We start from the raw sequence: 21525 nt of genomic DNA on the forward strand, positions 1-21525 counted from the left end.
GGGGGGGTCGGGTTCTTAGCCCTTGAGCTTTTCGCTAATCATAGCGGCAGTTTTTTCGCCCATGCGCACCGCGCCATCGACGTGCTGGTAGCCCTCGGCAGCCAGGTCGGAGCAGGACCAGTGGATGGGGCCCACGGGCTCTGACTGGTAGGCACCGTAGCGGGAGAGGCCACCCAAATCGAAGCTGGAGGCGTAGGCGCCGCGGGTCCACTCTTCAGCACCCCAGTCGGATTCGTAGTAGCGGATGGGGTTCAGGGTTTCTTCACCCAGCATTTCGGCCATGGATTCGAGGATGGTGCGCTTGCGCTCCTCAGCCGAGAGGGTGAACATGCGGTCGGCCTTTTCGTCGGAGACGAAGCCGACCAGGGTGCCGCGCTCTTCTTCCTGGCCGGTTGCCGGATCGTAGTTGGTGTTGTCGTAGATTTCCTGCACCAGGTTGTCGCATGCAAAGGAGGTGCCTGAGAGGCCCTTTTCGCGCCAGAAGGGGCGGTCGTAGACGGCGTGAACCTTGATGACCAGACCCAGGGACTGGTGCATGTGCATCTGGTGCTGGCGGCGGCCCAGGGCAGGAACGTAGGAGACACGGTTGTAGAGGTTGGGCGGGACGGCCATGATGGCGTACTTGGCACGAACCTTGACGGCCCCGTCGGGGTTGGCGACGCCGTCCTCGGTGAAGTCTTCAGCCTCGGCCAGGACGGGGTAGTCGCCCTCTTCCTGCCAGCGCAGCACGCGCACGGGGTGGCCCAGGATGATGTTCTCAGACCCAACCTTTTCAGCCAGGGTGAGGGAGACCTTCTGCATACCGCCGAGGACGCGCTGGTCGAGGATGAAGTTTTCGTCGACCAGGTTGGAGAAGGAGCCTGCGGAGGCTGCCATGAGGATGGCCTGCAGGGCTGAGAAGGCGTGGGAGGGCTTGGTCAGCATGGCGCCGGCGATGAAGAGGGAGATGTTGTTGAGGGCCTCTTGGTTGTCGGTCTTGGTTTTGAGCCATTCGCGGAAGCTGACGGAGTCGAGTTCCTTGGCGAGGGGGTGGGCCCAGGGGGCTTCGGGACCGACTTCGGCAACGATCTCGTCCATCATGTCGATGAGGCGCAGCATTTCTGCCTTGGTGGCTTCATCGACGGGGAAGATGTCGCCGGAGTAGCGCTTGACCTGGCCGTCGAGGGTTTTGTAGATGGAGTCGCCTTCGCGGTAGCGGGAGAAGGTGGTGAGGCCGAGTTCCTTGAGGAGGGCCTTGAGGGCGGTTTGGTCGGGTGAAACCCACTGGCCACCGATTTCGATGAAGGCGCCGTCGAGGTCGCCGTTCCAGGTGCGGCCGCCGACGCGGTGGCGGGCTTCGAGGACGGCGACGGAGTGGCCCGCCTGTTGTAGGCGGTAGGCGGCGGTGAGGCCGGAGGGGCCTGCGCCGATGATGACGACGTCGCGGGTGATTTCTTGGGGTGCCATGTGTACCTTCCCTGGGGTTGGGTTTCTGCGATGAAACCTAGGAAAACGAATACCGTTCGTTTTAGTGTAACTCAAACCCTAACACCTGTGAAGTACCTTACGCACTTTAAGGACGGGGGGGTGGGCAGCCCCCTGCCCCCGTCCAGCCGGGCTGGGCCCCCTATCAGCCAGCCCACCACTCCCCCAGTAGGCACGGTGCTACCGTTAAACCCATGACAGCACCCGCTACCCCCCGTCAGGCTGGGCGCCCCACCGCGTCCCTTCTGACCCCCGACAAAATCACCAGCGCCGCCCTGACCCTCATGGAAAAACAGGGGGACTTCACCATGTCCAAGCTGGCCAAGGCCCTGGGGGTAGCACCCAGTTCCCTCTACAACCACGTCGCCTCCCGCGACGAAGTCCTCGCCGGAATCTCAGACCAGGTCGCCCAGGGAATCAGCACCCAGGCCCTCCAGGACGCCGCCGCCCAACTCACCGCCGGAAACATCAGCCCCCTAACAGCCCGGGCCCTCTGGATTGAGGCCACCGAAGCCTGGGCCCGTTCCTACCGCCAGGCCTTCTCCCTGGCCCCGGCCATCGTCATGACCCTGGCGGTGACCCCCGTCCGCCAGGCCCCCGCCACCCTCGCCATGTACGAGCAGGTCACCAGCGCCTTCACCGCCTTCGGCATGAGCCCCCGCCAGGCCCTGCTCACCGTCGAGGCCGTCGAAGCCTTCCTGCTGGGGGCAGCCACCGACCTGCACGCCCCCAGCGACATCTTCAACCCCGGCGACGAAGCCGCCCACCACCCCACCATGCAGGCCGCCTTCCCCGCCCTGGGCCCCAGCCCCCAGGAAGAAGCCTTCACCATTGGCCTCACCGCCCTCCTCACCGGCCTCGCCGCCACCCTCCCCCTCTAAGGCCCCCGCCCCCAGGGCCCCTCAAGCCTGTGAGCAAGAAATCTACCGCCACCACCACCGTGACCCCCCTCGCTCCTAGCAAACCGTGCAAAAATAGAGACCATGAGTTTTGATTCGCACTCCGAGCTCCCTTCGCACCTTGTAGCTCTAGCCCAACTGACCCAGTGGCACGCTGATTCGTACCAGCAGCCCCTGGATTTTCGCTTTACGGTTCATGGGACAACCGTAGAGACTGTCACCGCTGCAATCACCGGCAACCTGGGCACCGCCGCCCCCGCCGATTTCACCCAGTCAGCGACTGTCGCCGTCTTTGAGCTGGTCACCGCAGGCCACTTCGACGGCTCCTACCAGGTCCGCATTAACACCTCCCCCGGCGGGCAGGCCATTGTCAAGCAGATGCCGATCGCCGCCCCAGCCGATAAGGCAGAAGAAACCCCCGCAGAGCCGTCCGAGCCAGAGGCCGCCGTCTCCAACAACGGCCTGCAGCTCCGTAGCGCCCTGATTGCCCGGGGCCACACCTCCGGCTACTCCGCTGACGAGGTGACCGCCGAAGAAAAACAGCGCGGCTTCACCTTCACCCCCGAACTCAAGTTCTACCGCGCCCTGGTCCGCAACGGCGTCGTGGCCGAAGTTCAGGGCCAGAACGTCATCGCCTCAACCCCCCAGGCTGACTTTGGGGCCTCCACCCTAGAATCAGCCCCCTGGAAGGCCCCCGAAAAGACTGACGGCACCGTTCAGGCAGTGCTCAGTAACAGCCTCTGGATCGAGATCGCCAACTCCCCCACCCACCTCTACGCCATCGACCTAGCTCCCGGCGCCAAGGGCATCGCAGGCCAGGTTATCGCCCGCCGTATCGGTGAGGCCTCGGTGCCCGTGCGAGTTGCCCTCTCCCTGGCAGATTTCGTGACCGGTGATTTTGTGGGTCAGGACGCCCCCGCCCCGGCGCCCGCCACGGGGCAGGCTCCTGCCCCCGACGCCGGCCGGCGGGCTCTTGCCCAGACTATCGCCTGGGTAGGTTCTGTCGAACCCAAGGCCCTGCCCGGCTTCCTGGGCTGGACCCTGGCCCCCACCGAGGGCCGCTACCGCGCTGTTCTGGCCCAGATAATGCCCGAGCCCACCCCGGAAGAAACCCCTGAGGTAACTGAAGAAGCCCCCGCTGGGGCTGAACCTGCTGCCCCCGCAGGGGCCGAGCAGGTACGTCCTGCCACCGAAGCCCTTCAAGAGGTGCGTCCGGCCCCGGCCGCCCCTGTGGTTATTAAGTCCACCACCACCTTAGAAAATGCTTCATCCCTCTTCACCAGCTCAGCCGATGAGGCCTCTGAAGAAGCCCCGGCTGAGGAGCTCATCTCAACCGACCTTCCAGTGAGTTCCGACCCTGCCGCAGCCACCGTCGGGCAGGCTGAAGAGGCTGGGCAGGCTGAAGAAGCCGAAGCTCCCAAGCAGGACATCCGCGACATCGACCCCGGCGTTGCCAAGGTCCCGGCTTCCCCCCAGCAGAAGAACATAGCCTCCACCATTGAGACCCTAGCCTTTGGGGAAGCCGACAGCCAGGGCCCAGCCGAGGCCACCCAGCCTGCCCCGGCAGCAGCCCCCGAGTCGCAGGTCGCCCCGCACGACAAGTCTCAGCCCGCTGAGCAGAAAAAGCAGGAGGAAGGCGGCTTCCGCTCTGCCCTGCGTAAATTCTTCATCGGCTAACCCTCCGATACTCAAGGCCCCAGCCCGCCCGGCTGGGGCCTTGCTGTATCCCCTGGTCTCCTTCCCGGCGAGCGCCACTACCTCCCCGGTCTGCCCCGGGCCAGGACGCGGTGGGCGAAACTTCTTTCCGCCAGGTAGTAGGCAGGCGTAGGCTAGAGGGGAGTAACCGTCTGTTTGTGCCTTGACGAGGAGTTTCCCGTGGCCCGCATACCCAAGGACGCCATTGGCGCCACCCCCCTTGAAGTCTTTATTCCTGCCCCCGGCCAGAACCCGGACGATCCCGGTGATACCGCCCGCGAGGCCTTTTTAGCAGAGGCGCAGGAGCTTCTGGACCAGGGCCTTGATATTGCGGTCTACTCCCCCGATTCCTACCCGTCAGCCTTTACTGACTGTGAGCCGGTGGCCGACCAGATTGCTATGGCGGGGGACGAGGTGCTGCCGATTCTGCTGGTGGAGGGCCTGGTGAAGGTTTCTTACATGTACCCCACCGGCGAGCAGCTGCGTCGTTTTTCGCATTTTGGTGAGGTGAAGCAGCCCAAGGTGAACGCGGCGGCCGCTGCCTGTGGCACCGGTGGCGCTGAGGCCCCGGCGACTGCTCCTGCAGTGGAGCCGGCTGGTTTCGCGGCGGTACTGGCCGGGGTGACGCCGCGTCCTACCGGTGGCCCCGATATGGGTGGCCGGGTTAATCTGCTGGACGGCCACGGGGCAGGCGGGGCGGAACAAACAGGTGGCTGTTGCGGGGGCTCCTGCGGCTGCGGCCACTAGAATAGACCTGATTGTCTTTTTCAAGGAGTTGTTATGTTCGGTGCCCGTGTAGAGCACAAGGATGAGTTTTTCATTGCCGGGTTCCGTGGAACCGTGAAGCAGGGCCAGGGCCCTGGCCAGCTGTGGGAACAGTTGAGCAAGCACGCTGCTGAGCGGGGCGTAACCATGGCGGGCGTCCACTCGATGGGCGTCATGATCGGCATGAACACCAGCGGCGAAATGGATTACATGGCCGGTTTTTTGGTTGAGAACCTTGAGACGGCCCAGGGGCTGGGCCTCAATGCCTTGAAGGTGGACGGCGGCGAGTTCGCTGTTGCCCCGGTGAAGGGAGCCCCTCCGGTGAGCACCATGGGCGGTGTTGAATTGCTGCTGGGTAGTTTCCTGCCGCAGGCTGGTTTCAAACCGAACGGCCCTGTCTTTGAGGCCTACGGCCCCGGGGACCCCTCCTCTCAGGACTTTGAGATGCAGGTGTGGATTCCGGTAAAGCCTGCTTAGAGGCCCGCGGATAAAGCTAGGAAGCCCGCCCCGACTCCCCTTGATTTCCTGCTACTGAGCTATTGGAAATCAAGAGGGAAGGGGCGGGCTACTTTGCATTAACCGGGGTCTAGCTGACGGCGCCGCGCAGGGTACGCAGGGCTACCTGCAGGACGGCCAGGCGGGGGCGTCCGTCCGCACCGGGGGCAGCGTTCTGGATTTCTTCCAGCATGGTGTCCACGCGTTCCATACGGACGGGGTGGGCAGCTACCCAGCGCTCGACAGCGGCGTCGCCGTCCTCGGTGCCTGTAGCTACCCCTTCACCGAACTCCTGGACGACCTTGAGGGCCAGCAGGGCTGCAATCTCGTAGAGGCCGTCACGCAGGGAGGAACGAGCCAGAGTCTCCCAACGGTCGTTGCGGGGGAGCTTGGAGATAGTGGTGAGCAGGGTGTCCACCTGGAAGCGGTCGTAGACCGAGTAGTAGACCCGGGCGACCTGCTCGGTGGAGAGGCCGTTAGCTTCTGCCGTGCGGACCACGTCCATGAGGGCGAAAGCCTCAAATTCGCGGATCCAGTTGACGATGAGCTCCTCGGGTAGACCCCAGGCTTCTGCCTGGTCGCGCATGGTGCGGACGCGGGCGCGGGTGTCATCGGAGAAGTAGTCCTTGAGGGAGGGGATCAGTTCGGCAACCGGCTTGAAGCGCTCGATCATGTCGGCAATGGGGGTGCCCACGACGACGGACCGTTCGGCGGCGAACCAGCGGGCCAGGCGGTCAAGCATGCGCTGCCAGTCCTTGATGACGGCCTGCCAGCCGTCCAGCGGGGTGGAGGCGGGAAGATCCTGGTGCAGGCGGGCAGAGTTACCGATGCCGAAGGTTTCACGGGAAACATAGAAGGCACGGGCCAGGGCGTCCACCCCTACGCCGGTTTCTTCAATGGCGCGGAAGACGTGGGTGATACCGCCCAGGTTGACCATCTCGTTAGCGACCCGGGTGCAGATAATCTGCTTGCGCAAGGGGTGGGATTCGAGGTGGTCACCGAAGCGTTCAACCAGGGCCGGCGGGAAGTAGTCGGTGAGGACGCGGCCCAGGTAGGGGTCGTCGGCCAGGTCGGTCTTTTCAAGCTCGGCGGTCAGGTGGATCTTGACGTAGGCAGCCAGCACGGCCAGTTCGGGGCCGTTGAGGGTTTCCCCGCTGGCTTCGTAGCGGGCGCGGATTTCCTCGTCGGTGGGGAGGAACTCGACGGCCCGGTTCAGGCCTGCCTTCTGTTCCAGGTCGTGAATGAGGCGGATGTAGGCTTCAACGCCGGGGATGACCCCGTGGCGTTCTGCCTGCAGCAGGACGTTCTGCTCCCGGTTGGTCTTGAGGACCTGGGCGCCGACGTCCTCCCGCTGAGCTTCGATGAAGCCTGCGCGTTCTTCGGCGGTGAGCTCACCGGCGGTCACCAGGCGGTCTACCAGAATCTTGATGTTAACCTCGCGGTCGGAGGTTTCAACACCGGCTGAGTTGTCGATAGCGTCGGTGTTGAGCAGGATCCCTGCGCGGGCTGCTTCGATACGGCCCAGCTGGGTGAAGCCCAGGTTGCCGCCTTCGCCGACGATGCGGGCCCGCAGGTCGCGACCGTCCACGCGGATGGCGTCGTTGGCCTTGTCGCCTACCTCAGCGTGGGTTTCACCAGAGCCCTTGACGTAGGTGCCGATACCACCGTTGTAGAGCAGGTCGACGGGGGCCTTGAGGATAGCGGAGAGTAGTTCGGGCGGGGCCATTTCGGTGACGTCCTCACCCAAGCCTAGGACCTGGCGTACCTGCTCAGAGATGGGGATGGACTTGGATCCACGGGAGTAAACGCCGCCGCCTGCTGAGATGAGCTCGCGGTTGTAGTCCTGCCAGGAGGAGCGGGGCAGGTTGTAGAGGCGGACGCGCTCGTCAAAGGCGACCTCAGCCTGGGGGTTGGGGTCCAGGAAGATGTCGCGGTGGTCAAAGGCTGCTACCAGGCGGGTGGCGCGGGAGCGCATGAGGCCGTTACCAAAGACGTCGCCGCTCATATCGCCGATACCGACGGCGGTGAACTCTTGGGTCTGGCAGTCAATGCCCAGCTCAGCGAAGTGGCGCTTGACGGACTCCCAGGCACCGCGGGCAGTGATGCCCATGGCCTTGTGGTCGTAGCCGACGGAGCCGCCGGAGGCGAAGGCGTCGCCCAGCCAGAAGCCGTAGTCGGCGCTGATAGCGTTGGCGGTGTCTGAGAAGGAGGCTGTGCCCTTATCGGCGGCCACAACCAGGTAGTAGTCGTCGCCGTCCCGGGCGATAACGCGGGGGTCGTGGATAACGGTTTCGCTGCCGTCGGCTCCAATCTGGAGGTTGTCGGTGACGTCCAGGAGGGAGGCGATGAAGAGCTTGTAGGACTCCCGGCCCTCGGTGAGCCAGGCGTCGCGGTCGACGGCGGGGTTGGGGAGCTGCTTGGGGTAGAAGCCGCCCTTAGCGCCGGTGGGGATAATGACGGAGTTCTTGACCATCTGGGCCTTGACCAGGCCCAGGACCTCGGTGCGGAAGTCCTCGCGGCGGTCGGACCAGCGCAGGCCACCGCGGGCTACCTTGCCGAAGCGCAGGTGGACGCCCTCGACCCGGGGGGAGTAGACGAAAATTTCGAAGGACGGGCGGGGCAGGGGGGCGAAGTCGATCTGGCCGGGGGCTACCTTGAGGGCCAGGGTAGGACGGTCCAGGTAGGCGTTGGTGCGCAGGGTCGCCTGCATGACGGAGGCCAGGGAGCGCATGAAGCGGTCGACGTCCAGGGTGGGGATAGCGTCCAGGACGGTGCCCAGCTCGGCCCAGACCTGTTCCCGGTCAGCTTCGCGGGTGGCGGGGCTTGTGTAGTCGGGGTCGAAGGTGACCGCGAAGTAGCGCACCAGCAGGCGGGTGGCTTCCGGCTGGTTCAGCAGGGTATCTGACATGAACTCTGCGGTGTAGACCTGGCCCAGCTGCACCAGGTAGTGGGTGTAGGCGCGGAGCACCTGCACCTGCTCCCAGGTGAGGCCTTCGGCCAGGATCAGGCGGTCCAGGCTGTCGGATTCACGCTTGCCCAGCAGGTAGGCGTTGAGGGCGGCCTCGTAGAGGTCAGCAGTCTCGCCTGCGTCAACCCCGGCAGGAAGCTGCACACCGAAGTCGTAGAGAGAGAAGGAGCGGCCGTCGGCGGGGGTGATGTCGTAGGGCTTCTGGTCAATGACGATCAGGCCCAGGTTCTGCATGATAGGTAGCAGCTCGGTGAGGGTGTGGGAGGTCGCCAGGTAGGTCTTAATGCGGGTCTCGCCGTCGGCGTCCTGGCCAATGCGGATCGCGGCGGGCTTGGCCTCGCTGAGGGTCTCGAAGATGGCCATGTCCTCCACAGCGTTCTCCACCTCGTAGTCAGCCCGGTAGGTCATGGGAACAGCCTCGGCCCAGGCAGCAGCGACCCCGCGTCCGTCCGCAGGGCTCTGGCCGCCCTCCAGGGCGGCAGCTTCGACGGCGGCGGCGGTGGCTTCGCCCCAGGAGCGGGTCGCGGCCTGCAGGCGGCGCTCAATCTCCCGGGTGTCTAGGGAGGGAATGGTGTTGGGTTCGCTCAGTTGCAGGCGGAAGAAGACGCGGGCCAGGGATGAGGTGGAGAGGTAGACCTCGAAGTCCAGGCTGTCGATGTCAATGAATTCGTGGAAGACGGCTTCCAGGCGCTGGCGTACCAGGGTGTTGTAGCGGTCGCGGGGCAAGAAGACGGTGGCTGAGACGAAGCGGCCGAAGGTGTCAGGACGCAGGAAGAGGCGGGTGGTTCGGCGCTCTTCAAGGCCCATAATGCCCCGGAAGGTTTCGGTGAGTTCGTCCAGGTCAGCGTGCAAGAGTTCGAGGCGGGGGTAGTCCTCGATAATGCCGGCTAGGGTCTTGTCGGAATGGGATCCGGGCTGGTAGCCCAGATGGCGGCGCATAATGGCGATTCGCTCCCGGACCAGCGGGGTTTCAACAGCAGGCAGGGAGTAGGCCTGGCGGGAGAAGAGGCCCAGAATGACGTACTCCCCGATGATTTTGCCGGAGCGGTCAAAATCGCGCACCCCGATGTAGTCCAGGTATTCGTGGCGGTGGACGGTGGAGCGGGAGTTGGCCTTGGTGATGTAGAGGGGCTTGGGGTCGCGGGCGTTTTCAAGGCCCAGGCCGGTCAGGACGATGGGCTCCCCTTCCCCGGTTTCGGCCAGGATACCCAGGCCAGAGCCAGCGCGGTCGGTCAGCATGAGGCTGCCGGAACGGCCGGTGAGGTCGCGCTCCTTGATACCCATAAACAGGAAGTTGCCGCGGGTCAGCCAGCGCAAAAACTCCTGCACAGACTCGACCCGGGTCATGGGGTCGGCCTCTGAGTTGATCTCGCCGGTGTAGTGCTCAGCCCCGCCCAGGGTCACACCCGACAGTTCGGTCAGCTTGTCAGCAATATCAAGGACGCGGCTGGCCATGGATTCGTTGTCGCGGGCAGCCCGGCGGACGTCACGCAGAATCGAGGTGATTTCCTGTTCCAGGGCCTCAGCGTCAGCGCCTTCAACCCGGCCGGTCAGACGCACCGCGATCCAGGATTCAATGACGGACCCCGCAGCGCCCTGGGAGTTCTCCCGGATAATCGGCATAGAGACAGTATCACCGCTTGCCACCGGCTGGGACAGGCCCGGGCCGGTCAGGGACACCAGCTCGCCAGAAGCAGACCGCTCCACCACGAAAGTGGGGTGGATCAGACCGGCAATCCCGCCCCAGGTCGCAGCAATCTGGGCAGTCACAGAAGACACCAAGAAGCTGGTGTCATCGGTAACGATGTAGAGGGTGCTTCCAGCCTCGTCACTCCGCACAGCAACAATCGGCTGGTCAGCGGGGCGGGTGGTAGCCAAGGCGCGGTGCGCCTGGGCGAAGTCGGTCAGCTGCTGGTCGGTGAGACCCTCCAGCTCCTCAGCGGAGCTATGACGGTAGTAATCGTTGATCCAGTCTTCGTTCCCGGACCATGAGACTGAGCGTTCGTGGGTGAGCAAGGGATTACCTTTCGCTGGGTGGAAGTCACTCCGTTGTGAAATCAAGACGCGGTTGTGCGCTTCCGTTAATAGTAGTCTCCCCGCCGGTCAGAGTGAACTCCAACACTATCCTTTTCAGGGGCAAACCGACTCGGCTGGGATAAATTATCCAGACTCTCTTCGAGACGCCGAGTCTCACATTCCAAAACTGTAGATCGACTGGGCCTCTTATCGCTTTTATGCTTGAATCTCTACCTCCTTGCGCCTCTCAGCAGGCGCACTATCAAGAAGAAGGGCAGACATGTCAGCCTCACAGAATGCAGATCTTTCACAGAAGGTTCTTTACACCTACTCCCGCTACCTGGTTCAGCTCGGCGCAGGATTCTCAGACGACTTCATGGCAGACGCCCTTGCGCACAACGCAGACCTCGCCGCCCAGGTCGCAGAAATCTTCACCACCGGCTTTGACCCTGCAGCAGAAGGGGACGCGAGCGCCCGCCGCGCCGCCCAGGCCAAGCTGGCAGAGGCCGTCCGCACCTCAGCAGAAAAGCTGGACGCAGAAACCCGCCGCTTCTTCGAGAACCTGGTCGAGGCCGTCCTGGCTACCGTCCGCACCAACGCCTACCAGGGCAAGGAAACCATCGCTGTCAAGGTATCAACCCGCGACATCTCCTTCGCTCCCCTGCCCAAGCCCCTCTTCGAAATTTTCGTTGAAGGCGACGCCCTCGAAGGCGTCCACCTGCGCTTTGGCAAGGTAGCCCGCGGTGGCCTGCGCTGGTCTGACCGCCCCGAAGACTTCCGCACCGAGGTCCTGGGCCTGGTCAAGGCCCAGGTCACCAAGAACGCCGTCATCATTCCCACCGGCTCCAAGGGCGGTTTCGTCCCCAAGAACCTGCCCGACCGCGACGCCGAGCAGGACAAGTACAACGAGATGGGTGTTGCCGCCTACAAGCTCTTCATCCAGTCCCTGCTGGACGTCACCGACAACCTGGTTACCGACGAGCAGGGCGAGCAGCAGATCGTCCGCCCCGAAAACGTCGTCGCCCTCGACGAGAACGACCACTACCTGGTCGTTGCAGCCGACAAGGGCACCGCAACCTTCTCTGACACCGCCAACGCTATCTCTATCGCCAACGGCTTCTGGCTGGGCGACGCCTTCGCCTCCGGCGGCTCTGTAGGCTTTGACCACAAGGAAATGGGTATTACCGCCCGCGGCGCCTGGGAGTCCGTCAAGCGCCACTTCGCCTCCCTGGGCCACGACTCCCAGGCTGAAGACTTCACCATGGTCGGTATCGGCGGCATGGCTGGCGACGTCTTCGGCAACGGCGCCCTGCTCTCAGAGCACATCCGCCTGATTGGCGCCTTCGACTCCCGCCACATCTTCATCGACCCCAACCCCGACACGGCAGTCTCCTTCGCAGAGCGCAAGCGCATGTTCGACCTCCCCCGCGCCTACTGGACCGACTACAACCGCGACCTCATCTCAGCCGGCGGCGGCGTCTTCTCCCGCAAGGACAAGGAAATCCCCGTCACCGACCAAATGCGTGAAGCCCTCGGCCTGGAAACCTCAGCCGAAACCCTGACCGCCGACGAACTCATCGTCGCCCTCCTCAAGGCCCCCGTTGACCTGCTCTACACCGGCGGCACCGGCACCTACGTCCGCTCCACCGAAGAGACAGACGCCCAGGTCGGCGACTCCACCAACGACAAGCTGCGTATCACCGCCCCCGAGCTGCGCGTCCGCGTCATCTCCGAAGGCGGCAACCTGGGCCTCACCCAGCGGGCCCGCATCGAAGCTGCCGCCGGCGGCGTCCTGGTCAACACCGACGCCATCGACAACTCAGCCGGTGTTGAAACCTCCGACCGCGAAGTCAACCTCAAGATCCTCATGAGCCGCGCTATCGCAGCCGGTGGCTTCGACGAAGCCGACCGCGCCGCCTTCATCGCTGACCAGGTCGAAGAAGTAGGCCGCCGCGTCCTGCGCTCCAACCTGGAACAGAACGTCCTCCTGCAGGCAGAACGCACCGAGCTCTTCAACACCAACGACATCGCCGGTGAATTCATGGATTACCTGGCCAAGAGCGTCCACCTGGACCGCGAGGTTGAGCTGCTGCCCTCCGACGCTGATTTGGCCGACCGCGCCGAGGCCCACGTCCCCCTGACCAGCCCGGAACTGTCAGTCCTGACCGCCTACGCCAAGATCGACGTCACCGCCCAGCTCGTAGAAAGCGGCTACGCCGACCTGCCCGACCTGGACCTGCACGACGTCCTGGTGGATTACTTCCCCGAGTCAGCCACCGACCGCTTCGAAGACTACTTCGCTGAGCACCCCCTGCGCAGCGAAATCATCGCAACCCGCGCCGCTAACCGCATGATCAACCACGCCGGTATCACCTTCATCTACGAAATGGAAAAGAAGTACGGCGCCCAGATCAACGACATTGCCCGCGCCTTCCGCGCCGCCCGCCTCGAAATCGGCTCCCTGCCCGATCTTGAGGGCAACGGCGACTTCGAGGCCTGGTCCAAGGGCGCCCTCGAACTCCGCGCCGCGATTGAGGCCAAGCTAGCCGCCAAGTAAGCAGCTACCTGACCCCATACCGATTCAAGGCCACCGGGCCTGCCCCAAGCAGCCCGGTGGCCTTTGTATGCCCGACCCCGGGTTAAACCAAGGACGCACCTGCCCCACCTTCTGGTGAGAAGGTGGGGCAGGTGCGTCCTAAGCCTCTAACAGGGGATTTAGCGGGACTGCACCCTATCAACCTCAGCGAGGGTCAGCTTGCTGGTTTCGCAGGCGGTCAGGGCCATGACGGAAGCTAAGGCAGCCATTGCGAGAGTAAAGGCAGCGGGGGCAACCCAGTTGCTCAAGTCATGGCCAGCCAGGGCGGTAGCAGCCGCCGGGGCAATACCACCCGATAAGGCAAAGCCGATCTGGGTGCCCAGGGCCAGGCCGGTGACACGAACGGCCGTGGGGAACATTTCAGCGTAGAAGGACGGCCAGATGCCATTGGCCATAGAGTAGAAGGCCCCGTGCATGAGCACACCGAACATGAAGACCAGAGGGACATTGCCAGCGGTAATCGCGTTCAAGTAGGGGAACATGAGGCTACCGGCAACCAGGGCACCAATAGCGAAAATCGGCTTGCGGCCCACCTTATCGGCTACCAGGGCCCAGAAGGGGATTGCCAGCAGGCTCAGGCCGTTAGAGGCAATGGGCACCCAGAGCATGACGCCCGCGTCCAGGCCGTGCCCCTTGGTGGCAAAAGAAATCGAGAAGGTCGTAAAGACCATGTTGACGGTATTGACCATGGCGCACAGGGCAACGGTGATAACTCCGCGCTTATGGTGGGCGAAGACCTGGCCGAGGGGGGTCTTCCGGCGGGCAGGGTCAACCACCTGCTGGGCCTGGGTCTGCACAAAGGAGGGGGCCTCTTCAAGGCGGCGGCGGATCAACCACGCCACAACAAGCACGAAGGCTGAAAGCAGGAAGGGGACACGCCAGCCCCAGGTCAGCAGGTCCTCTTCGGGCAGGGCCGCAAAGGGCAGGAAGACGGCGGTAGCAAGCAGGGAACCGAACTGGGTGCCGTGCAGGGTCCAGGAGGTGGTGAAGGCCCGCTGGTGCTCATTGGCGTGCTCCAGCGACATCGAAATAGCAGAGGCCTGCTCACCGGCAGCAGAGAGGCCCTGGAAGACCCGGCAGATGACCAGCAGGACCGGGGCCAGGATACCGACCTGCTCATAGGTAGGCAGCAGGCCGATTGCGAAAGTCGCCCCGCCCATCATGAAGAGGGTCAGCATCAGCACGAAACGGCGGCCAAACTTATCACCGAGAGGGCCCATTAGCATGGCGCCGAAGGGGCGCACCACATAGGCGACCCCCAAAACCATCATGGACTTCAAAATGCCTGCGGCGTCGGAGTCTTCAGGGAAGAAAATGCGGTTAAGGACGAGGGCAGCAGCCGTGCCGAACACAGCGAAATCGTAGTATTCGAGGGCTGAGCCAATCCAGGAGGCCAGAGCGGCCTTGCGTGGTTTTTTCTGGGGGAGGGCAGGTGCGGTCATGGGTGTGTTTTCCCTTGGGTAAGGACGGGGTTGCCCCACCTCACCTGCGCTCAGCAGGCTGTGGGTGCGGTCTTTGTACCCTGAGCGTAAACGCGAGCGCCCCCGCGGTCAAAGCTGGGGCGCTTGCATTCCGTATTGTGGCTTTTTGGCCTTTGTGACGAGTCATAGTTCGTTATGGAGGGGCCCGGTGGTGTAATGCTATGACTCCTGGCTACCGGGGCTGGGTGAGGGCTGCTGGGTTGTTTTGGGCTTGTTGGGGTTTTTGATGTCCCAGCCCTGTTCGTCGAGTTGCCGGTAGGTTTCGTCGACGAGAGTTTCTACGAAGGACTTGTTGAGGTGGTCGTCGTCCATGTAGACAATAACGTTGCCGATAATTGCTTCGCAGTAGTCGTTAGGGCATAGTTGCGGGGTGAAGTCCAGGGTGTAGGTGCGTGGGTACTTGTCGAGGATGTCGAGGCTTTCGTCGACCGGGCCCATTTTGACGTTAACGGGGGCGCCGCAGCTGGTGGCGTCGCGGATGTTGCGTTGGGCGCAGTCGAACATGTTGTCTTCCCAGCGGGGGTTGTCGCGGATGCCAATGACCTTGATTCCGGCGTCGGTGAAGTCTTCGATGATTGGTTCGAGGCCGGGGGTGAAGTCTTCTTGGGTGGTGGTTGGGCTGGTCCAGGTGGTGATGAGTACGACGTTGTCGGGGTCGAGGTCAAGAATCTGCTCGTAGGCTTCGGTGTTGTGCTTCTGGCAGGCTTCGTCTTGGAAGTCTGCGAAGGTGAAGCGGCAGCCGGGGCGGATGATGGCGATGATGTTGCTGTTGGTGTCTTCAGCTATTTGTTTGAAGATGGGTAGGGCGTTGTGGTGGGCGTGGGAATCGCCGACGATGACGGTGAGGGGGGCTGAGAGTGAGGTGTTGAGGGTGGCCCAGCAGTAGTTGTCGTTGGAGGCATCGTCGAGGTTGGGTTCGTTGATGCCGGGGTGCACAGCACAGCTGCCTGAGAGGAAGGCGCGCTGGTGGTCGGCAACCATGGGAATGGGGAGGTCGCTGTAGGTGCGGTTTTCTCCGGCGGCGAGGGCACCGGGGAAGCGGTCGGTTCCGGCGTATTGGGTGTTGGTTTCCCAGGCTGTTATTTTGGCGTTGAGCCAGGTGCCGGTGCCGTATATTCCGCCGCCGATGAGTAGGAGGCAGGCGGCGATGACGGTGGCGGGGCGCACCCAGGTGGCACGGGCGGCGTCCTTTGCCTGTGTCCAGGGGGTGGTGGGTGTGAGGACGCTTCGGCCCGGTTTTTTCTCCCAGGCTCGCAGGGGCTTTTCGACGAGGTTGTGCAGAACCCAGGCTCCGGCGATGGAGGCGAGGATGATGAGGGTTCCGTCTAGCCAGCCTGCTTGGGGTTTGTCGGTTGCGGTGGTGTAGAGGATGAGCAGGGGCCAGTGCACCAGATAGAGGCAGTAGGAAATAGCCCCCATCTTTTGGAGGGGCTTGGCGGAGAGAAGCCGGTCGACCCCGAAGCGGGAACCAGTCTGGCCAGCTGCGATGACGAAAGCACCCGAGAGCAGGGGCCAGAGGGCTAGGTAGCCGGGGAAAGCCTGTTCGACGGGGAGCAGCCAGCCGCAGGAAATAAGGCCAAGGACACCTAACCAGCCCAGTGGGACTTTAAGGACTTGGGGTACGCGCCAGGTAAGAACCAGCATGGCGAGGAGGGCACCGGCAGCGAATTCCCAGAGGCGGGTACGGGTATCAAAGTAGGCAAAGGACTGGTTGCTGCTTGTTTCAAGAATAGAGAAGGTTAGGGAAGCAGCGAAAACTGACCCAAAGATAAGGAGGGCGGTAGGGATTACTTTGAATCTCAGGTAGCCGACGAGAAAGGCAACGATAGTAAAGAGCAGAGGCCAGAGTATGAAGATTTGGCCCTGCATAGAGAGGGACCAGAAGTGCTGGAAGGGGGTTTTGAGGGTGGCATCGTTGGCATAGTAGTCAACGGATCCGATTGCCAGGTGCCAGTTCTGGTAGTAGAAGAGGGAAGCCCATGCGTCGCTGATGACCCCACCCCAGCGGGAGGGAGGCAGGATGAAGTAGGAGGCTACCAGGGTTACGGCGATGACGGTAGCGGCTGCAGGCAGCAGGCGCTGGAAGACGTGGAGCCAGTAACCCACCACCTTGAGGGGTTGGCCGGCCTTGATCTTCTTGAGGGACGAGAGGGAGAGCAGGAAGGCGGAGATGAAGAGGAAGACGTCCACACCGCCAGAGACCTTACCGAACCAGACGTGGTAGGTCACCACAAGTAACACGGCCAGGGATCGCAGGCCCTGCACTTCTGGCCGGAATTTGGGTTGCTCAATGAAGCTGCCCAGGGGCTTGTGACGGCGGGTAGGTCTACTCATCAGGGGTTAGAGGTCGTTGCTTTCGGGCTCGGTTACATCAACCTCCCAGCCTTGTTCAAGAAGCTGGGTGTGCAGGTAGGGGGCTACAGTTTTTCCGTAGGCCCGGCTGATGTGGTTATCGTCCATATATACGATGATATTGCCAATAACTGGCTGGCAGAGGCCACCGGGGCAGTAGTAGTCAGTCATATCGGCCAGATAGACACCGGGCATGGCGGCTAACACTTCGGCGGGGTTGGTTTCAGCAAGGCGTTCGTGGACGGGCAGGCTACAGTGAGCCATGTCGTCGGCGGTCTGGGCGCACTCATACACGTTAATGGTGTAGCGGGGGTTATCGCGGAGGGCAATAACGTTGATACCTGCTTCGGTGAAGATGCGGACTTGCTCTTCGATGCCGGGCATGAGGGTTTCGAGGTGGCTGGCAGGTTCAGTGACGGTGGCAAGTAGCAGCACATTGTCAGGTGCCCGATCGATGACTTCCTGGGTGATGCGCTCGTTGAGGAAGGTGCATTCCTCACCTGGTTCAGGTTCTTCAGGGAAGCGGCAGGAGCCCAGGTGCATATCCACCAGGTTGGTGCCAGTTTCACGGGCGATTTCACGCCACATAGCGATGGACTGACCTGCGTGGGATGCGCCGATGACCATGGTCAGCGGGGCGTCTTCAGGGCCGTACTGTTCGTAGGTGCAGTAGTCGGCAAGGTCGGGGTTAACGGTAGCGAAGGCACCGGAGCAGGCTTCGGTGGCCCCGTCGTATTGGCTGTAGGGCTCGACGGCAGGGATCGGGTCGTACCGGTAGTCAGTGAAGGATTCGGTGAGGGCACGGGCCCCGGGGAAGTCGTCGCTGCCGGCAGTTTCAGCCAGGGCGATTTTCTGGTTGTACTGGTAGCGGGCGATGGCCTGGGCGGTGGTGATTGAGCCGCCGACGAGGGCCAGGCATACGGCGATGACGGCTGCGGGTCGAATCCAGCTTCTGGCGTCCTTCTTCTGCTTCAGGGCCCAGGGGGCCTGGGTTTTTGAAGCCTGCAGGGCCTTCCGGCTGGGCTTCTTTTCCCAGGCCCGCAGGGGCTTTTCGACGAGGTTGTGCAGAACCCAGGCTCCGGCAATAGAGACAAGGATCAGTAAGGTGCCGTCTAGCCAACCGGCTTGAGGCTTGCCAACATATGTTGTGTAAAGAATAAATACTGGCCAGTGGACCAAATAGAGGCAGTAAGAGATAGCACCCATCTTTTGGAGGGGGGCGGCTGAGAGGAGCCGGTCAACGCCAAAAGCTGACCCGGTTTGGCCGGCCGCGATGACGAAAGCACCCGAGAGCAGGGGCCAGAGGGCCAGGTAGCCCGGGAAGGCCTGTTCAACGGGAAGCAACCACCCGCAGGAGACCAGGCCGATAACACCCAGCCAGCCCAGCGGCACCTTGAGCGTCTGAGGCACCCGCCAGGCCAGCATCAACATAGCCAACAGGGTACCTGCTGCAAACTCCCAGAGGCGGGTGCGGGTGTCGAAGTAAGCAAAAGCCTGATTGGTGGAGGTCTGGTAAATCGAGAAAGTTAAAGAGGCAATAAAGATAGAGCCAAACACCAGCAGGGCAGTAGGCAGAACCTTAAACCGCAGGTAACCCACCAAAAAAGCCACGAATACAAAGAACAGGGGCCAGAGCACAAAAATCTGCCCCTGCATTGAAAGGGACCAGAAGTGCTGGAAGGGAGTCTTGGTGGTAGCGTCCTGGGCGTAGTAATCAACAGAGTTGAAGGCTAGCCGCCAGTTCAAAAAGTAGAAGAGGGCGGCCTTGGCATCGGCCAGCAGGCCACCCCAGCGGGAGGGGGCGACGATGAAGTAGGCCGCTACCAGGGTGGTAGCGATGACGGCGGCTGCAGCGGGCAGGAGACGCTGGAAGACGTGCAGCCAATAGCCCACTACCTTGAGGGGCTGGCCAGCTTGAATCTTCTTTAAGGAGGAGAGGGAGAGCAGGAAAGCGGAGATGAAGAGGAAGACATCCACACCGCCAGAGACCTTACCGAACCAGATATGGTAGGTCACCACAAGTAACACGGCCAGGGAACGCAGGCCCTGCACCTCCGGCCGGAATTTGGGTTGTTCAATAAAACTACCCACCGGTATATAGCGTTTAGCCTGTCTGTTCATGGCCCCTGCGTTTCCCCCTGTGTGACGCACCAATCGTGATGCCGTGGTTACCGCCACATCAGGTGGGGTAAAAGTGAAAAAATCCTACACCGCATCTGCCGGGGTAGGATTGATATGGCGAGCACAGAGGGCCCTCTAGGGGCTGGATAACCCCAAAAAAGCTCTTTGCTTTTCGCGCGTTCTCGTGGGAATCTTACCACAGCATACTGACAATCTTATGGGTGAGACCACCCATATATTTCAAGGGAAGAAGGGCCATGAATACCCCCCGTACCTCGATTATCATGCCTGTGTATAACACCGGTGCCGAAGTGGTGGCAGCAATCGAATCGGTTTTGGCCCAGACCGACCCCGATTTCGAGCTCCTCGTCCTCAATGACGCTTCCCCCGATGATGCTGCCGAGCGCATCACCCGCTTTCTTGAGGCCAACCCGGATCCGCGCGTCCGCTTCTTCGATAACCCGGTCAACCGGGGTGTCTCTGCCGTCCGCAATCAGGGGCTGGACGAGGCCCGGGGTCGGTGGATTGCCTTTCTCGATTCTGATGACCGCTACCGCCCCAACTTCCTGGCAACCCAACATGCGTGGGCTACTGCCCATGCAGCTGACCTGGTTCTTGCCGGGCACACCCTCATCGAGGCTGACGGTAGTACCCGCGACCGCTTCCGAGGAAAGCCCGGAGTACGCACCGGCCAGCAGGCTGCCCTGGAGCTCCTTTCAGACCAGCTCACCCCCTACGTCTGGGACAAAATAGTCCGAGCTGACCTCTTAGAGGGTGTGCGCTTCCCTGAAGATATCCACCGGGCGGAGGACGCCGTCTTCTGCCTCAACGCCTACACCCGGGCGAACAAGGTAGCGGTCGCCCCGACCTCCCTGTATGAGTACCGGGTGGACGCCGGCGGCCTCACCTGGGGAAAAATCACCCCGGTTGCAGAGAGCCGCCGCCTCATGGATTACATGAAGGACGCCGCCGCCCCCGTCCTTAATTCCCCCGAAGGAAACCGCGCTTTTTCGGTTTCCTGGCTTCTCACCTTCCTCAATAACGCCCAACAGGCGCTGGTGGTCGGGGGACCCTTAGCGGCCGAAACCATTGGTGAGTGCCGGAGCGCCATCGCCTGGTCCCATATCATCGCAACAGCTACAAGGCGCCCCGTCTTCGCTGCGGCAGGCACCCTACTCAAGATGTCCCCGACTCTCTACCGCGCCCTCTACGGTGCCTATATTAAACGCACCTACGGCCTTTAAGCATCTGAATTCTCTGCACGCGCCACCGCGACCATACCCGCCAGGTGCGTCAAGAATCCCAGCAGGGGGCCCACATACAGGGCAACCATTGCACGCGGCACCAGATCAAGGGGAACCACAAAGAGCAAGCCCGTAGTCACCACGGCCCCCACCAGCCAGCCGGTGATGTATACCTTATGGGCATTTAGAGCGATGACCGCAGTTCCTGAGAGCACCAGCAGGGCCATGATTGCCGAGGCAAAGGTCAAGCCGCCCAGCACCCAACCCTGGTTCACCATGTCGTAGGCCGCACCCGCGTCGTCCTTACGCTCATAAATCAGCGAAAACAGCCAGGGGCCAATCAGCCAAGCGGCGACCGCGCCAAGCGCCCCCACAGCCAGCAGAGCACCTGCCGGTTTAGACATGGCAGCAACAGGGCGGTGACGCTGCTTTAAAAAGGCAGAAATAGCGACGCCCTGAAAAGCCTGCAGGGGAATCATAATGGGTGAGCGCGTCAGCGAAATGGCCAAAATCAAAAAACCCAAAGCAGCTGTCTCAACCGAGGTGGACTGCTCCTCCAAACTCCAATTCAAGAGCGTGGGAAAAGCCACCGTCAGCACCGCGGACGCTGCCGATGACCCCATAGCAAACAGGATATTGCGCGTCAGACGCCCTGCCCCCACATCAGCGCGGGAACCCGCCACCTGGCGCACCTGGGACGAGGCCAGTAGCAAGACTACCCACAGTAAACTTGCAGACACCACCGCAGCTTCAAGGCCAACTAAAGAACCCACCAACACTGCCGCCAGGAGCATCGCTACCAGACGCCAGGCAGCTTCACCGCCACCAAGAATCGCAAAAATATACCACTTCTCACGGCCAGCAGCAGCGCCACTCATCGCAGAATGAGCCGAATACAGCACAGCACCCACCGCAATTAAAGCTACCCCCAGCCCCACATGTGAAGGAATCTGGTCAGGGGCCCATTCCGGTGAGGTCACTGCAGCCCCAAGAGCAATACACGTTCCCAGCAGTAGGGCAACAGGCACAACTCGCGCCCCCTGCTGCCCAGATGCAGCCCCTTGCAAACGCGCAGCCCCCACAGCACGAGTGGTCTCTTGCTGAATACCTGCAATCACACCGAATAAGCCAAACAGCAAGGACCAGAACAAGAGAAACTCCGTGTTCTGTTCAGCGCTCAAACTCCGCTGAGCAATCACGGTTGCTGCAAAAGCAGACACTGCCGCCACCAACGAAGCTAGCAAAATCGCAGTTGACTCCTTGCGGGTAATTCCCCGTTTCTTTTCATCAACACTGACCTGCTCAGGCTGCTCAGCCGGAACCCTATTGCTCATGAGCGCTCTTCTCTATAACTCCCCTGCGGGGAATGTGTGGCTACTAAAAGGCGGCCGGGTGGCACCTGATATCAGGTGCCAGGCCCAGCCGCGTG

At 62.3% G+C, this 21525-nt stretch carries 12 protein-coding genes; 6 read left to right on the forward strand and 6 right to left on the reverse strand.

Going from position 1 to position 21525, the window contains the following annotated elements; all coding sequences use genetic code 11:
- Positions 1-15: 15 nt before the first annotated feature.
- Positions 16-1446 (reverse strand): flavin monoamine oxidase family protein, encoded by a 1431-nt coding sequence (locus ACMXX3_RS08085; protein ID WP_421084224.1) that lies wholly within the window; start codon positions 1444-1446, stop codon positions 16-18.
- A 212-nt stretch (positions 1447-1658) separates the two neighbouring features.
- On the opposite strand from ACMXX3_RS08085, the gene ACMXX3_RS08090 reads away from it, so the two are divergent.
- From ACMXX3_RS08090 to ACMXX3_RS08105, 4 genes are all read left to right on the forward strand, one after another.
- Positions 1659-2345, forward strand: a complete 687-nt coding sequence (locus ACMXX3_RS08090; RefSeq protein WP_421084225.1) for a TetR/AcrR family transcriptional regulator — start codon at positions 1659-1661, stop codon at positions 2343-2345.
- Positions 2346-2447: 102 nt separating this feature from the next.
- Positions 2448-4040: a hypothetical protein gene (locus tag ACMXX3_RS08095; RefSeq protein WP_421084226.1), complete on the forward strand. Its 1593-nt coding sequence runs from the start codon at positions 2448-2450 to the stop codon at positions 4038-4040.
- 198 nt (positions 4041-4238) lie between these two features.
- A complete protein-coding gene (locus ACMXX3_RS08100; RefSeq protein WP_421084227.1) occupies positions 4239-4805 on the forward strand; it encodes an arsenic metallochaperone ArsD family protein in 567 nt (188 codons plus the stop codon).
- A 33-nt stretch (positions 4806-4838) separates the two neighbouring features.
- Entirely contained in the window at positions 4839-5300 is a 462-nt protein-coding gene (locus tag ACMXX3_RS08105; protein ID WP_421084228.1) for a GyrI-like domain-containing protein, read from the forward strand.
- A gap of 109 nt (positions 5301-5409) precedes the next feature.
- Here ACMXX3_RS08105 and ACMXX3_RS08110 read toward each other — a convergent pair whose 3' ends face one another.
- Positions 5410-10302 carry an NAD-glutamate dehydrogenase gene (locus ACMXX3_RS08110; RefSeq protein ID WP_421084229.1) on the reverse strand — a complete coding sequence of 1631 codons (4893 nt, stop codon included), beginning with the start codon at positions 10300-10302 and terminating at the stop codon, positions 5410-5412.
- 280 nt (positions 10303-10582) lie between these two features.
- Between ACMXX3_RS08110 and ACMXX3_RS08115 the strand changes: the two genes are divergently transcribed.
- Positions 10583-12859, forward strand: coding sequence for an NAD-glutamate dehydrogenase domain-containing protein (locus ACMXX3_RS08115; RefSeq protein WP_421084230.1), 2277 nt, complete (start codon positions 10583-10585; stop codon positions 12857-12859).
- A 158-nt stretch (positions 12860-13017) separates the two neighbouring features.
- On the opposite strand, the gene ACMXX3_RS08120 is transcribed toward ACMXX3_RS08115, so the two are convergent.
- The 3 genes from ACMXX3_RS08120 to ACMXX3_RS08130 all read right to left on the reverse strand — a co-directional run bounded on the left by ACMXX3_RS08120 (position 13018) and on the right by ACMXX3_RS08130 (position 18852).
- Positions 13018-14340, reverse strand: a complete 1323-nt coding sequence (locus tag ACMXX3_RS08120) for an MFS transporter (RefSeq protein WP_421084231.1) — start codon at positions 14338-14340, stop codon at positions 13018-13020.
- 198 nt (positions 14341-14538) lie between these two features.
- Positions 14539-16713 carry an acyltransferase family protein gene (locus ACMXX3_RS08125; RefSeq protein ID WP_421084232.1) on the reverse strand — a complete coding sequence of 725 codons (2175 nt, stop codon included), beginning with the start codon at positions 16711-16713 and terminating at the stop codon, positions 14539-14541.
- A gap of 6 nt (positions 16714-16719) precedes the next feature.
- Entirely contained in the window at positions 16720-18852 is a 2133-nt protein-coding gene (locus tag ACMXX3_RS08130; RefSeq protein WP_421084233.1) for an acyltransferase family protein, read from the reverse strand.
- Positions 18853-19109: 257 nt separating this feature from the next.
- Between ACMXX3_RS08130 and ACMXX3_RS08135 the strand changes: the two genes are divergently transcribed.
- A complete protein-coding gene (locus ACMXX3_RS08135) occupies positions 19110-20096 on the forward strand; it encodes a glycosyltransferase family 2 protein (RefSeq protein ID WP_421084234.1) in 987 nt (328 codons plus the stop codon).
- Here the strand turns inward: ACMXX3_RS08135 and ACMXX3_RS08140 are convergent.
- A complete protein-coding gene (locus ACMXX3_RS08140; RefSeq protein WP_421084235.1) occupies positions 20093-21430 on the reverse strand; it encodes a hypothetical protein in 1338 nt (445 codons plus the stop codon). The two genes, ACMXX3_RS08135 and ACMXX3_RS08140, sit on opposite strands and share 4 nt — an antisense overlap.
- Between the last annotated feature and the right edge of the window lie 95 nt (positions 21431-21525).

Source organism: Rothia nasimurium (genome assembly GCF_049068285.1).
GTDB classification, from domain to species: domain Bacteria; phylum Actinomycetota; class Actinomycetes; order Actinomycetales; family Micrococcaceae; genus Rothia; species Rothia nasimurium_I.